We start from the raw sequence: 13,663 nt of genomic DNA, 5'->3' as shown, positions 1-13,663 counted from the left end.
GCAATATGTTTGTGAATGAGTTGCAAGAAGCGCTGCCGCCGCCCAGCAATCGTCGAGGGATCCTCGCCTGGATCAGGCAAAACCTGTTCCCCAACTGGTGGAACGGCCTGCTGACCCTGGGGCTGGCGTACCTGCTGTTGCCGGCTATCTGGTCCGCGCTGGATTGGGCCCTGTTCTCGGCCAGCTGGCTGGGGAGCAGCCGTGCCGATTGCGTGCAGGGAGGGGCCTGCTGGATCTTCATCGAGAGCCGGCTGGGGCAATACCTCTACGGCTTCTACCCGGTGGATCAGTACTGGCGCATCAACCTGGTGTTTGCCGGGCTGGCCGGGCTGCTGGCGTTGCTGATCTGGCCAAGGACACCCCGCAAGGGCTGGCTGGCGATCTTTACCCTGCTGGTGTTCCCGGTCATCGCCTTCCTGCTGATCCACGGCGGGGTTGGCCTCGAGGTGGTGGAGACCAACCGCTGGGGCGGGCTGATGCTGACCCTGGTGCTGGCGGTGGTGGGGATAGCGGTGGCGCTGCCGTTCGGGATCCTGCTGGCATTGGGGCGCCGCTCCCACATGCCGGTCATCTCCAGCCTGTCCACCGTCTATATCGAGTTCTGGCGGGCGGTGCCCCTGATCACTGTGCTGTTTATGGCCTCCGTCATGCTGCCACTGTTCATGACCACCGAGGTGGAGCTCGACAAGCTGTTGCGGGCCCTCATCGGCATCATATTGTTCCAGTCGGCCTATGTGGCCGAGGTGGTGCGCGGCGGCCTGCAGGCGATCCCCAAGGGGCAGTATGAGGCGGGGGATGCCCTTGGGCTCTCCTACTGGAAGGTGATGGGGCTCATCATCATGCCGCAGGCCCTCAAGATCACCATCCCCTCCCTGGTGAACACCTTCATCTCCCTGTTCAAGGACACCAGCCTGGTGCTGATCATCGGCCTGTTCGATCTGCTCGCCATCTCCAAGGTGGCGCTGGCGGATCCGGCCTGGCTGGGGTTCTCCACCGAGGCTTATGTGTTCATCGCCATGATTTTCTGGATGTTTTGTTTTGGTATGTCCCGCTACTCCATCTATCTGGAGAACAAGCTCAACACGGGTCACAAGCGTTAGGAGTGATTGCAAGATGACAACAGAGATGATGGCCGCGCTCAAGGCCGCCTATCACAAACGGCATGGCGACTGTCATATGCAGCGCAATATCGCCCGACAGGGGTGGAATGGGGAAAAACGGATAATGGGAGCACAGAACCAGTGCTCACAAGCTTCGGGAGTAGCTTCAACATGACAACGGACACCGTGGTTTCACTCAAAGACGTCAACAAATGGTATGGCGAGTTTCATGTGCTGCGAAACATCAACCTGCAGGTGGGCAAGGGGGAGAAGATCGTCATCTGCGGGCCATCCGGCTCGGGCAAGTCCACCATGATCCGCTGCATCAACCGGCTGGAGGAGCACCAGAGCGGCGACATCCTGGTCAGGGGCACAGTGCTCACCTCGGATCTCAAGCACATAGAGACGGTGCGCAAGGAGGTGGGGATGGTGTTCCAGCACTTCAACCTGTTTCCCCATCTGACCGTGCTGGAAAACTGCTGTCTGGCCCCCATCTGGGTCAAGCAGCTGCCCCGCAAGGAGGCCGAGGAGATCGCCATGACCTTCCTGCGCCGGGTCAGGATCCCGGAGCAGGCGCTCAAGTATCCGGGTCAGCTCTCCGGCGGGCAGCAGCAGCGGGTGGCCATCGCCCGCAGCCTCTGCATGAATCCGCAGGTCATGTTGTTTGACGAGCCGACCTCGGCGCTGGATCCCGAGATGGTGCGCGAGGTGCTGGATGTCATGGTGGAGCTGGCCCATGAGGGGATGACCATGCTCTGCGTGACCCACGAGATGGGGTTTGCCAAGCAGGTCGCGGATAGGGTGATCTTCATGGACAGAGGCCAGATCATCGAGGAGAACGTGCCGGATCAGTTCTTCGACCATCCCCAGTCGGAGCGCACCAAGCTGTTCCTGTCCCAGATCCTGCAGCATTGAGCGCCGACGGCAGGGCGCGATAAAAACGCCCGCACGATCGGTGATCGGCGGGCAAAGACGTACATGGAAGCAGACTACCAACGGAAAGGAGTATGTCAGCCCGGCAACAGGGCGGTGGTGCGCAGATCGCGCACCGCCAGGTTGATCTGCCGGGCCAGGCGCAGCGCCTGATGGCAGCTCAGGGATGTCAGATCGATGATCCCGCCCTGAAACTCGAAGCGCCCCAGCGCCTCTATCATGAAGCTACCGTGATGGAAGCTCTTGATATAACGAGCAATCTGGCGTGGAGACAACTGCTTGAACACCTTCATGGCAAAACACCCTGTTGCTTGGACAGGGCACACTATGCCGCGCTCCCGTGACACTGATGTGACATTTTATAAAGGGTTGTATGAATCCTTCTTTCGGCGTTATCGCGCCCTGCGGGGCGGCGCGCCGGGCCGTGAAAAAAGGGTGCCTCGGCAGGCCGCTGCCCCGATATACTGCGGGTCATCGATGAGTTCAATGAAGGTGTCGCGAGTGGAGTGGGTGGACGTAGTGGATGCGCAGGATAGGGTGATCGGGGTCGCCGAGCGGGCCAAGGTGCGGCGGGAGAATCTGCGCCATCGTGCCAGCTATATCCTGGTGCTCGATGAGGCCGAGAGAGTGCTGGTGCAGCGCCGTACCCTCGGCAAGGACTTCTGCCCCGGCATGCTGGACGCCTGCGCCGGCGGCGTGGTGACCCAGGGTGAGCAGATGGAACCTTCCGCCCGGCGCGAGCTGGCCGAGGAGCTGGGTATCCGCGACGTGGCGTTGCAGGCGTTTGGCACCTTCTACGCCGAGGGGGAAGGCTATCGGGTCTGGGGCGGGCTGTTCAGCTGTTGCTATCAGGGGCCGCTGCAGCTGCAGGCGGAGGAGGTGAGCGAGGTGCACTGGATGAGCCTGGCCGAGATAGCGGTGCGGGCCGACGAGTTCACTCCGGATTCCCTCCTCGCCATCGCCACCTGGCAGGCGCGGCGGCAGGGGTGAGGGTGGCGACGCGAGCCGTCGAGTTTGGTTTTCCTGCTCACCATCGCGACCTGGCAGGCACGGCGGCAGGGGGGAGCCGGTGTCGCCCCCTTCAGGGTTGGAGTAGACTGGAACATCTTCCCTCCACTTAAGGACGAGACATCATGATCACTGTCGGCCAATCCCTGCCTGCGGGCGAATTCACCTTCCTGACTGCCGAGGGCAAGCAGGTGCAGGACAGCCAGGCCCTGTTTGCGGGCAAGAGAGTGGTGCTGTTCGCGGTGCCCGGCGCCTTCACCCCCACCTGCTCCAATGCCCATCTGCCCGGTTACGTGGTGCTGGCGGACGAGTTCAAGGCTAAGGGCATCGATGCCATCTATTGCCTCTCGGTGAACGATGCCTTCGTGATGAGGGCGTGGCAGGAGGCCCAGAATGCCGAAGCCATCACCATGCTGGCGGATGGCGACGGCAGCTGGACCCAGGCCCTGGGCCTGGCCAAGGAGACCGGCGCCTTCGGTGGCCTGCGGGCGCAACGCTTCGCCCTGATCGCCCAGGACGGCGTGGTGCAGCAGCTGTTCGTGGAGGCGCCGGGCAAGTTTGAGGTGTCCGATGCCGAGAGTCTGCTGGCCGCGCTCTGAACTGTTAATCATTGTTTGATTTCACCTTGAAATAGCAAGGCGGCTCGCTACACTGAGCCCACTTTTGGATGGAGCCAGGCTAGCAGCCTGGCTCTCGTGTTTGCAGTCGATGGGATAGAAGAATATGACCCTGGCTTTTGTTGCCCTGATTGCCGGACTGGCGCTGCTGGTCTGGAGTGCGGATAAATTTGTGGACGGCGCCGCCGCGACCGCCCGTTATGCCGGCATGCCACCGCTGCTGATCGGCATGGTGATCATAGGTTTTGGTACCTCGGCCCCGGAGATGGTGGTCTCCGCGCTGGCGGCGGCTCAGGGTAACCCTGGGCTGGCCCTCGGCAACGCCTATGGCTCCAACATCACCAACATCGCGCTGATCCTGGGTCTGACCGCCCTCATCAGCCCCATCGCCGTCTCCTCCCAGGTGGTGCGCAAGGAGATCCCCATCCTGCTCGGCATCACCCTGCTCTCCGGTGCCCTGCTGATCGATGGCCACCTGGGTGGCACTGATGCGCTGATCCTGGGGGCCGTGTTCCTGGTGCTGATGGGTTGGTCCATCTGGGCCGGCATGACCGGCAAGGGAGATGCGCTCGATGCGGATATCGCGGACGATATCAGCAGCGAGGGCATGTCGCTCAAGCGCGCCATCGTCTGGCTCCTGGTTGGCCTGGTGCTGCTGATCGCCGCCTCCCGCCTGCTGGTGTGGGGCGCGGTGACCATAGCCCAGGCGCTTGGCATCAGCGATCTGGTGATCGGCCTGACCATAGTGGCGGTGGGCACCTCGCTGCCGGAGCTGGCCTCCTCCCTCATCGCCATTCGTAAGAAGGAGCACGATCTTGCGCTCGGCAACGTGCTCGGCTCCAACCTGTTCAACACCCTGGCCGTGGTCGGCATCGCCGCCGGCATAGCGCCGCTGGATGTGGACTCTGTGGTGCTTTCCCGTGACTGGAGCCTGATGATGGGGCTGACCCTGCTGCTGCTGATCATGTGTCTTGGCCGCAAGGGGCAGGGGCGGATCAACCGCTGGGAAGGGGGCCTGCTGCTCGCCATCTTCGTGGCCTATACCTCCTGGCTGCTGGGTAGCCAGTTCCTCTGATGCCAGAGTGACGCAGGGATAGATACGAAGAGGGGGAAGCATCGGCTTCCCCCTCTTGTTTGGTGCAATCCAGGCCGGATCAGGCCACCGCCACCAGCTTCTGCTTCTGGGCGCTGTCCAGGATCAGGATGCTCGCCTTGGGGAAGAAGTTGAAGGTGGAGGCCGAGGCCCAGGTGTAGGCCCCCATCACCCGACCGATGACCAGCTCGCCGATCGCCAGATCCGGCAGCATGATGCCGTCGCGGATCACGTCCACGCTGTCGCAGGTGGGGCCGGAGAGCACCGCGTTGTGCAGCTCGCCGTGGGCATAGGGGGTGCTGACCGGGTAGGTGACGTGATCATAGAGCTGACCGTTGTAGCTGCCGTAGAGGCCGTCATCCAGGTAGTACCAGATCTTGTCACCGCGGTGGGCCTTGCCCATCACGCTGGACACCGAGGTCATGGCCGGCGCGCTGATGAAGCGGCCCGGCTCGGCGATCTTCTGCACGGTGGCGGGCAGCTTGGCCAGCGCCGCGCGGATCGGGGCGCAGAAGCCGTCGATGTCGAACTCGCCACCCTCATAGTCCACCGGGAAACCGCCGCCGATGTCCAGCACCCAGGGCTTGAGCCCGAGATCCCAGGCCTGCTCCATGATCTCGCGGCAGGCGTCGATGGCCTGCACGTGGCGACGGGAGTGGGGTACCTGAGAGCCGACGTGGAACGACAGCCCCATCACCTTGATGCCCTTGGCCTGGGCCAGTTGCAGCAGCGGCAGCGCCTGCTCCGGGGTGCAGCCGAACTTCTTGGAGAGATCGACCTTGGTCTCCGGGTTCGGGAAGCTGACTCGCAGCAGCAGCTTCACCTCGTCCTTGTAGGGAATGAACTTCTCCAGCTCCAGCGGGTTGTCATAGACAAACACGGTGCAGCCGAACTCCAGCGCATAGCGGATGTCGCTGTCGCGCTTGATGGGATGGGTATGAATACAACGTCCCGGGCGAACCCCTTGGCTGCGCACCAGATCCACTTCGCCATTGGTGGCCAGATCGAAACAGGCCCCCTCTTCCTTCAAGACAGAGACCACCGCCTCATGGGGCAGGGGCTTGAGTGCATAGTGCAAGCGCACATCGGGCAGGGCGGCGGCCAGGGCCCGGTACTGTTTGCGGACGGCTGCCTTGTCGAGCAGCAGCAGGGGGGAGCCAAATTGTTCAACCAGCTGACGGTAGTCTTGTGCGATCAGGGTCTCGTTCATTCTGTTTTGAAAGTCCTTAGGGGGCAGGTCTGCCCTAGCCTTGGTTTGTTGAGACGGCAGCGGCCGGCTCAGGCGAGTGGTCCGGAGGGACCCACCAGGCACAATGCATAACTCCTCGGCAAAGTGCTTAGTTATGCGCGGGATTATCTGCTTATTGCGTTTCTGTGCAAGCATTTTGATTGGATATGTTGGCAAGTTTTTCTGGTCGAGACGAAAGATGCTGTCGATATGCAACGAGGTGGCGAAGCTGTCTCGAGAATGGGTCGAATGAAACTCGGTAAGCTGTTGATAGTTAACGAACAAGTAACATTCTTCTGGATGCTGGCGCCAGTGGAAAAAAAGCGCGGCCCCGGGCGGCCGAGCGGGAGACAGCTCACAGTTTTTGGATTACCATGCCCGCTTCCTAATCCAAACTAGTTCGGATGAAGGTAGCAGGAGAGCGATGGGGGACCATCCACCGAAGAAGTGAATCTTTCAGGTACCGGGCAACCGGTGTGGACTGCTACTGGACGATACTCTGGAGAGACCCGTTAGATCGGGCGCCGAAGGAGCAAGGCACCATGACTGCATCGCAGGCAGGTGTCGGAAACTCTCAGGCAAAAGGACAGAGGGGATGGGATGGTTGTACCTGGGCTTGGCCCGCATCCGATCACCTCTGGCGATCGCGACACCTATGGGAAGATCATCCTTCTCCTCCTTAATTGTTGTTTTTTAAGGAGGATGCATGTCATCAATTCAATCGGCGTTAACCGCCATCGATAGCTTTATCTGGGGTCCGCCCCTGCTGATCCTGCTGGTCGGGACCGGTGTCTATCTCACCCTGCGTCTGGGTTTGCTTCAGGTAGTGCGCTTGCCGCTCGCCCTGCGACTGGTATTTGGTCGCGATCAGGGCCAGGGCAAGCAGGGGGATGTCTCCAGCTTCGCCGCGCTCTGCACCGCGCTCTCCGCCACCATAGGCACCGGCAACATAGTCGGGGTTGCCACCGCCATCAAGCTTGGCGGCCCGGGTGCCCTGTTCTGGATGTGGATGGCGGCCCTGTTCGGCATGGCGACCAAGTACGCCGAGTGTCTGCTGGCGGTCAAGTATCGCCAGCAGGATGCCAACGGCCAGATGGCGGGTGGCCCCATGTACTATCTGGAGAAGGGGCTCGGCTCCAAGCCTCTGGCCAAGCTGTTCGCCCTGTTTGGCATAGGTGTCGCCTTCTTCGGCATCGGCACCTTCCCCCAGGTCAACGCCATCTCCGACGCCATGAGCCTCTCCTTCTCGGTGCCCCGCGAGGCGACCGCCGTGGTGCTGACGCTGATAGTGGCGCTGGTGACGCTGGGGGGCATCCAGTCCATCTCCAGCGTGTCGAGCAAGGTGGTGCCCTTCATGGCCATCTTCTACATCCTCGCCTGTGCCGGGGTGCTGGTGAACAATGCCGGCGCCCTGCCGGAGGCGGTGATGTTGGTCATCAACAGCGCCTTCACCGGCCATGCCGCCACCGGCGGCTTCGTCGGTGCCAGCATCATGCTGGCGATCCAGTCCGGGGTGGCGCGCGGGGTCTTCTCCAACGAGTCAGGGCTGGGCTCTGCCCCCATAGCGGCGGCGGCGGCCAAGACGGATTCCTGCGTGGAGCAGGGGCTGGTCTCCATGACGGGCACCTTCATCGACACCATTATCATCTGCACCATGACGGGCCTGACCCTGGTGGTGACTGGCGTCTGGAGCGGAGACTTGAGCGGTGCCGCCATGACCAGCCAGGCCTTTGCCCAGGGGCTGGATGCCCACATAGGTCAGTATCTGGTGAGCATAGGGCTGCTGTTCTTCGCCTTTACCACCATCCTCGGCTGGAACTATTACGGTGAGCGCTGCACCGAGTACCTGTTCGGGGTCAAGGCGATCAAGCCCTACCGCCTCATCTATCTGGTGCTGGTAGCGAGCGGTGCCTTCCTCCATCTGGACATGATTTGGCTCCTGGCAGATATCGTCAACGGCTTGATGGCGGTGCCGAACCTCATTGGCCTCATCGGCCTGCGCCACGTGGTGATCGCCGAGACCCGCGCCTACTTCAGCCGGGATCTGGATGCGGAGTCCGAGCCCCAGACGGCATGAGTCTCTGTTGGGATCCCATGCTGTGACAGCCGAGACCCTGGTCTATTGCTTCAGCCGGAACCAGGATACCGAGTCGGAGCCCGAGCCGCAGACGGCCTGAGCCTGTCTTTGCTCCGTGCAGGAAATGACAAAGCCACGACCCCGGTCGTGGCTTTTTCGTTGGCGTCCTAGTGGTTAGCTCTCCTGCCCGTTGGAGAAGGGCAGGGGCCTAGCCGCCGATCAGCAGCACCTGCAGCCGCCGCCGGACCTGGGCCACCAGCTCCTCGGGACTGCCCTGCCAACCGATCTGCTGTGCCAGCGTGGTGGAGGTGCCGGGCAGGAAGCGCAGCTCTCCGCCCGCCAGCTCATAGAAGCGGCTCGCCATCCGGGTTCCCTCGTCCAGATCCCCCGCCACCAGCAGCATGGCCTGGGCCAACACGGCGCCGCCGTGATCCTGGGCCGGCGCCAGCCAGCGCTGGGCGGTGCCGGTGATCTTGCGACCCCCGATCACCAGATTGTACTGACCGTCGCAAAACGAACCGGGCACGAAGTCGTAGCCCCCCTGCAGGCCATAGTCCGCCAGCAGGGCCAGCAGCGGCGCCCCCAGCAGTTGGTAGTAGTGGCCAAGATCCGTGGTGGTGCGCGGCAGCAACAGGGAGAGGTTGAGGATGCCGGCGCCGTGGGGCACGGCAGTGCCGCCGCTGTCGCGCACATAGACGGGCCAGCCCTCGGCGGCGAGTTGCTCGCAGGCGCTTTGATAGTGGGGCAGCCGCATGTCCTTGCGGGTGACGATGAGGCACTGGGGCGCCTGCCAGAGGTGGGCACCGGCCTGACCGTGGCGGGCGCAGTCGCGCAGCCACTGCTGCTCCTGGGCCAGCACGAGATCGGGGGGCTGGGGAGTGGATGGCGTATCCGGTGTCGGGCTGAGCAGGGAGTAGGGCATGGCGGCCTCCGGCGGCAGTGGTGCCAGCACAGTACCCGCGGGGAGGGGCAAGGTAAAGCCCCGCACGGCGGGGCTTCAAGGGGAGGGGGTCTGACCCGATCAGCGGCTGGTGTTGGCGCGAATGGGCAGCAGCAGGTTCATGATGATGGCGGTCAGACCGCCGGTGGCGACACCGTAGGAGAGCACGCTTCGGGCCAGCTCCGGCAGGTGCTGCAGCACCTCGGGCACCTGCGCCACCCCCAGCCCCATGGCGATCGACACCGCCAGTATCATCAGGGCGCGGCGGTCCAGCTCCTCGCGGGAGATGATGCGCACCCCGGCGGCGGCTATGGTGCCGAACATGACGATGGTGGCGCCACCCAGCACGGGCTCGGGGATCTGCTGTACCAGGCTGGCCACCGCCGGGAACAGGCCGAGCAGGGCCAGCATGGCGGCGATGAAGAGGCCGACGTGACGGCTGGCCACCCCGGTCAGCTGGATGACGCCGTTGTTCTGGGCGAAGGTGGACATGGGGAAGGTGGAGAAGACCGCCGCCAGCATGGAGTTGGCCCCATCGGCCAGCACGCCGCCCTTGATCCGCGCCATGTAGACGGGGCCGTCCAGCGGTTCGCCGGAAATGTCGGAGGTGGCGGTCATGTCGCCTATGGCCTCCAGCGCCGTCACCACGAAGATGATGGCCAGCGGCACGAACAGCTGCCAGTCGAAGCCGAGGCCGTAGTGCAGAGGGATGGGCACCATCACCAATGGGCCCTCGAAGGTCGGCGCACTCACCTTGCCCAGCAGCAGCGCCGCCCCATAACCCACCAACATGGCGAGCATGATGGCGGAGAGGCGCAGCCAGGGATTGCGGCTGCGTTGCAGCAAGACGATGAGGCCGAGCACCAGCAGGGAGAGGAAGAGGTTGCTGTGGCTGGCGAAGCTGCCGTCGGCCAGGGCGCCGTAGCCGCCGCCCATGCTGATGAGGCCCACCTTGATCAGGGTCAGACCGATCAGCAGCACCACTATGCCGGTCACCAGCGGGGTGATCACCCGCTTGACCAGATGCAGGAAGCGGCTCATCACCACTATGGTGAGGGCGGCCGCCAGCATGGTGCCAAACAGGGTGCCCAGCAGATCCTCGGTGGGCATGGCGGCCTGCTTGAGGGCGAGGCCTGAGGCGATGATGGGGCCGAGGAAGTTGAAGCTGGTACCTTGCACCGACAGCAGTCCGGAGCCGAGCGGGCCGAAGCGGCGGGTCTGGATGAAGGAGGCGATGCCGGACATGACCAGCGACATGGAGACGATATAGCGGGTGTCGGCGGCGGGGAGGCCGAGGGCATTGGCGATGATGAGGGGCGGGGTGATGATGGCGACAAACATGGCGAGCATATGCTGCAGGGCGGCGAACAGGGTCTGGGGCAGGGGGGGAATATCGTCGATGCCGTAGACCAGTTCGCTGTGGGCTCGCCTGGGGGGATGTGCCTCTAGGGGGGCGCGCGTGGCGGCTGCCTGTTCCATAAATACCTCAAAAAATGGTGGGGAGGGGGATAAAATTGGGCGCTATTGTAGTGGCTGAAATGGGGCTGACCAGCGCTAATTGAGCGGGATCGGGTTTATTTCTGGATGGGTTGAAACGTTTGCGCGCGGCGATTATGATCCGCCGGTTTGTGTGACGGTGCTCGCCCTCAAATGGTCACTGTCGCATAGGGTTTTGAGGCTGTACGGCGTAGAATGAGCCCTCGTCTGTAACGTGGAGACTCTGGATGCTGAAGCTGTCGGAGTTTTGGAGTGCCAGAGAACACTCCGATGATTTTACCCTGACCCGCATGGGTTTCATGACGGTACGTCTGCGGCTGCTGACCTGTGTGCTGATGCTGGGTCTTCCCGCCTGGGCGCTGGTGGATTGGCTGACCCTGGCCCCTGCCCAGTTCGACGAGTTGTTCAAGGCCCGCATCTTCTGCTTGCTGGCCCTCTCTCCGCTCATCCCCTTCTCCTATCTCATTCACTCCAAGCGCGAACGGATGAAGCTGGCCTTAGGCTATCTGATGGCGGTGATGATGCTGTTTGCCCTCATCTGCCTGCACAGCTTCGGGCCGGATCAGGAGCTGCAGGCGGGCTACATGGCCTTCCCCTATCTGCTGATCAGCCTGTTTGCCATCTTCCCCATACCGCTCTCCCTCGGCCTGCAACTGGCGGGCGGCATCCTGGTCACCATGTTGCTGGGTAACTGGTGGCTGACCGAGCAGCCGCTGTGGAGCCTGCAGACCCTCAACCAGATCTGGCTGCTGGCGCTGTTCACGGTGGCGAGTGCTTGGGTGCAGTGCGGCCAGCTCAACATGCTGCTGCAGCTCTATCGGGAGTCCACCACGGACGAGCTGACCGGCATGATGAACCGCCGCCTGTTGATGAAGAGGATAGAGAAGGCCAGGGCCACCATGATCCACAAGCAGGCCCCCTTTGCGGTGTTGCTGTTGGATCTGGACAGATTCAAGCGCATCAATGACACCTTCGGCCCCCTGGCGGGGGATGCGGTGCTCAGGGAAGTAGCGGCCACCCTGGCCGAGCAGCTGGAACCCGGCATGGTGCTCGGTCGTTATGGGGGCGAGGAGTTCGCCATCCTGCTGCCCGGTTGTGGCGAGCTGGCCAAGGCGAAGCGGATAGCGGAGCGGCTGAGGATAGCGGTGGAGGCGCGGCTGGTGAAGAGCCCGATCTCGGACGAATTGCTGGAGGTGACGGTGAGCATAGGGCTGACGCTGGCCCGCTCCGGGGAGAGCATCGAAGAGCTGCTCAACCGGGCCGACGAGTGTCTTTATCTGGCCAAGATGGCGGGGCGCAACTGCGTGATCGGCGAAAAAACCGTGCTGTCCAGCCCGGTAAACACGGATGCCGCCTGAGGGCGGCATCCTGATCCACAACGCCTGCGTCTAGTTCAGCCGGTACTTGCCCGACAGCTGCTGGGCCAGCAGCTTGAACATGTTGAACACCGCCATGGTCTTGCCGGTCGGGGTGCCATCCTCGGCCAGGAAGAATTCTCCCTTGAACACCAGGATCTCTCCCTTCTGCTCCACCGCGTCGGCGCGCATGCCGTGGATGAAGTCTTCGTGACTCTTGATGATGCCGTTGGCCATCTCCAGCAGGGCAGTCTCGGTGATCAGCTCTTTCTCTGGTTGCATGCTCGTCTCCTTAAACGACTACTGACAGGACACGGGCGCGCCCTGTCGCTGATTGAAGAGGGCGCTAGCATACTGCAAAGGGGGATTTTCTGTCATTGATATGACCCCGTTTTTTAGCCCATCACCAGGTTTTTGAGCCAGTGGCGCTGGCGGATCCTGCGCTGCACCAGCAGCACCTTGCACAGCTCCTCCAGCAGCACCACCGCCACCACCCAGGAGAGGGGCCAGCCCAGCAGGCTGACCGCCGCCCAGGCACAAGGCAGGCCGATGCACCACATGGCGATGATGTCGATGAAGATGCTGTAGTTCACGTCCCCGCCGGAGCGCAGCACCCCTATGATGCCCACCATGTTGAACACCTTGAGCAGCATGCCGAGGCACATGATGGCGAGCACCTGGCCCGCCTCTCCCATCAGCTCAGCCGGCAGGTTGCCGACCCACTGCAGCAGGTTGGTCTGCAGCAGCCAGACCGCTATCCCCACCAGCAGGGCGCCGACGGGGGCGAGCAGCAGGAACAGCTGGGAGTGTTGCCAGGCGGCCTCGTACTCCTCGGCCCCGAGCCGGTGGCCGAGCAGGGTGGAGCAGGCCACCGCCAGCCCGAAGAACAGCGAAATGAGGATGCTCTCCAGGGTGCCGAGGGTGGTCATGATGGCCAGGGAGTCGGTGCCGAGGTGGGCATAGAGGAAACCATACAGCAGCATGCCGAAGGCCCAGAGTCCGTCATGGAACAGCAGCGGCAGGGCGATCAGGGTGAAGCGCACCACCTCCTTGCGCCGAAAGGCGTCCCACCAGTCCTGTCTGCGTGGCACGAGGCGCGGCTCTTGGCGCAGCACGTAGATCAGCAGCAGCACGGTCTGCAGCAGACGGGAGAGCGTGGTGCCCCAGGCCGAGCCCGCCACCCCCATGGCCTCGAAGCCGAAGTTACCGAAGATGAGGGCATAGTTGAGGATGACGTTGGCGATGATGGCGATGATGCCGATCCGGGTCGGCGCCGCCGCGTTGCCCACCGAGCGCAGGGCCGCCTCCAGCGGCACGACGATGGCGGTGCAGAGGATGGTCGCGCCGGTGATCATCAGAAACTCGTCGGCCAGCAGGCGCAATGCGGGATCTTGGCTGGCAAAGCCGAGCACGCTGCCCGGCGAGAGCACATAGATGAGGGCAAACGGCAGGCTCACCAGCAGGGCGCCCACCAGCGCGAGCGCCAGGGAGCGGCGCACCCCGCCCAGCTCGCCACGGCCGTAATACTGTGCCGCCAACACCGAGACCCCGCCAGAGAGGCCCGCTATCACCAGCAGATTGAAGAAGAAGACCCGGTTGCCCAAGCCGACCGCCGCCACAGCCGTGGTGCCAAGCTGGCTCACCATCATGATATCGATGAGACCCAGCAGGGAGAACATCATGGATTGCAGCGAAACCGGCAGGGCCAGTCGCCACAGTCGCGTCATGAACTCGCGATCGGTGGTTTGTTTTAAAATCGCTTGCCAATAATTCATTTATATTAACCGGGTGTGTAAAAGATGACACTTGTCAGGG

13 protein-coding genes and 1 riboswitch are annotated in these 13,663 nt (G+C 62.9%); of the genes, 7 read left to right on the top strand and 6 right to left on the bottom strand.

What is annotated here, in order from left to right:
* Nucleotides 1–5: 5 nt before the first annotated feature.
* A complete protein-coding gene (locus EL255_RS15600; protein ID WP_042653988.1) occupies nt 6–1,100 on the top strand; it encodes an amino acid ABC transporter permease in 1,095 nt (364 codons plus the stop codon).
* A gap of 171 nt (nt 1,101–1,271) precedes the next feature.
* Nucleotides 1,272–2,015: an amino acid ABC transporter ATP-binding protein gene (locus EL255_RS15595; protein WP_042653987.1), complete on the top strand. Its 744-nt coding sequence runs from the start codon at nt 1,272–1,274 to the stop codon at nt 2,013–2,015.
* 95 nt (nt 2,016–2,110) lie between these two features.
* Here the strand turns inward: EL255_RS15595 and EL255_RS15590 are convergent, their stop codons facing one another.
* Nucleotides 2,111–2,326 (bottom strand): DUF1107 family protein, encoded by a 216-nt coding sequence (locus EL255_RS15590; RefSeq protein ID WP_042653986.1) that lies wholly within the window; start codon nt 2,324–2,326, stop codon nt 2,111–2,113.
* Between the two features lie 184 nt (nt 2,327–2,510).
* On the opposite strand from EL255_RS15590, the gene yfcD reads away from it, so the two are divergent.
* From yfcD to EL255_RS15575, 3 genes are all read left to right on the top strand, one after another.
* Complete coding sequence (gene yfcD, locus EL255_RS15585) at nt 2,511–3,023, top strand: NUDIX hydrolase YfcD (RefSeq protein WP_042653985.1); 513 nt, start codon at nt 2,511–2,513, stop codon at nt 3,021–3,023.
* A 143-nt stretch (nt 3,024–3,166) separates the two neighbouring features.
* Nucleotides 3,167–3,640 (top strand): peroxiredoxin, encoded by a 474-nt coding sequence (locus EL255_RS15580; protein ID WP_042653984.1) that lies wholly within the window; start codon nt 3,167–3,169, stop codon nt 3,638–3,640.
* A 124-nt stretch (nt 3,641–3,764) separates the two neighbouring features.
* A complete protein-coding gene (locus EL255_RS15575; RefSeq protein ID WP_042653983.1) occupies nt 3,765–4,733 on the top strand; it encodes a calcium/sodium antiporter in 969 nt (322 codons plus the stop codon).
* Between the two features lie 79 nt (nt 4,734–4,812).
* On the opposite strand, the gene EL255_RS15570 is transcribed toward EL255_RS15575, so the two are convergent.
* A complete protein-coding gene (locus EL255_RS15570) occupies nt 4,813–5,961 on the bottom strand; it encodes a type III PLP-dependent enzyme (protein ID WP_042653982.1) in 1,149 nt (382 codons plus the stop codon).
* Nucleotides 5,962–6,468: 507 nt separating this feature from the next.
* Nucleotides 6,469–6,579: riboswitch (glycine riboswitch) on the top strand.
* A 106-nt stretch (nt 6,580–6,685) separates the two neighbouring features.
* Here EL255_RS15570 and EL255_RS15565 point away from each other — a divergent pair.
* Nucleotides 6,686–8,056: an alanine/glycine:cation symporter family protein gene (locus tag EL255_RS15565; RefSeq protein WP_042653981.1), complete on the top strand. Its 1,371-nt coding sequence runs from the start codon at nt 6,686–6,688 to the stop codon at nt 8,054–8,056.
* A 208-nt stretch (nt 8,057–8,264) separates the two neighbouring features.
* Here the strand turns inward: EL255_RS15565 and EL255_RS15560 are convergent, their stop codons facing one another.
* Both EL255_RS15560 and EL255_RS15555 read right to left on the bottom strand, forming a co-directional pair.
* Complete coding sequence (locus EL255_RS15560; RefSeq protein WP_042653980.1) at nt 8,265–8,978, bottom strand: lipoyl protein ligase domain-containing protein; 714 nt, start codon at nt 8,976–8,978, stop codon at nt 8,265–8,267.
* A 99-nt stretch (nt 8,979–9,077) separates the two neighbouring features.
* Nucleotides 9,078–10,475 (bottom strand): nucleobase:cation symporter-2 family protein, encoded by a 1,398-nt coding sequence (locus tag EL255_RS15555; RefSeq protein ID WP_042653979.1) that lies wholly within the window; start codon nt 10,473–10,475, stop codon nt 9,078–9,080.
* Nucleotides 10,476–10,720: 245 nt separating this feature from the next.
* Between EL255_RS15555 and EL255_RS15550 the strand changes: the two genes are divergently transcribed.
* Nucleotides 10,721–11,851 carry a GGDEF domain-containing protein gene (locus tag EL255_RS15550; RefSeq protein WP_042653978.1) on the top strand — a complete coding sequence of 377 codons (1,131 nt, stop codon included), beginning with the start codon at nt 10,721–10,723 and terminating at the stop codon, nt 11,849–11,851.
* A 30-nt stretch (nt 11,852–11,881) separates the two neighbouring features.
* On the opposite strand, the gene EL255_RS15545 is transcribed toward EL255_RS15550, so the two are convergent.
* Together EL255_RS15545 and EL255_RS15540 are read right to left on the bottom strand one after the other, a co-directional pair.
* Nucleotides 11,882–12,130 carry a DUF2498 family protein gene (locus tag EL255_RS15545; RefSeq protein WP_042653977.1) on the bottom strand — a complete coding sequence of 83 codons (249 nt, stop codon included), beginning with the start codon at nt 12,128–12,130 and terminating at the stop codon, nt 11,882–11,884.
* A gap of 113 nt (nt 12,131–12,243) precedes the next feature.
* Nucleotides 12,244–13,623, bottom strand: a complete 1,380-nt coding sequence (locus tag EL255_RS15540; protein WP_042653976.1) for an MATE family efflux transporter — start codon at nt 13,621–13,623, stop codon at nt 12,244–12,246.
* Nucleotides 13,624–13,663 lie beyond the last annotated feature (40 nt).

The sequence above is a fragment of the Aeromonas encheleia genome, from assembly GCF_900637545.1.
Lineage (GTDB): Bacteria > Pseudomonadota > Gammaproteobacteria > Enterobacterales > Aeromonadaceae > Aeromonas > Aeromonas encheleia.
The sequence above is the reverse complement of the archived record's forward strand: the minus strand, read 5'-3'. Positions and strand labels throughout refer to the sequence as shown.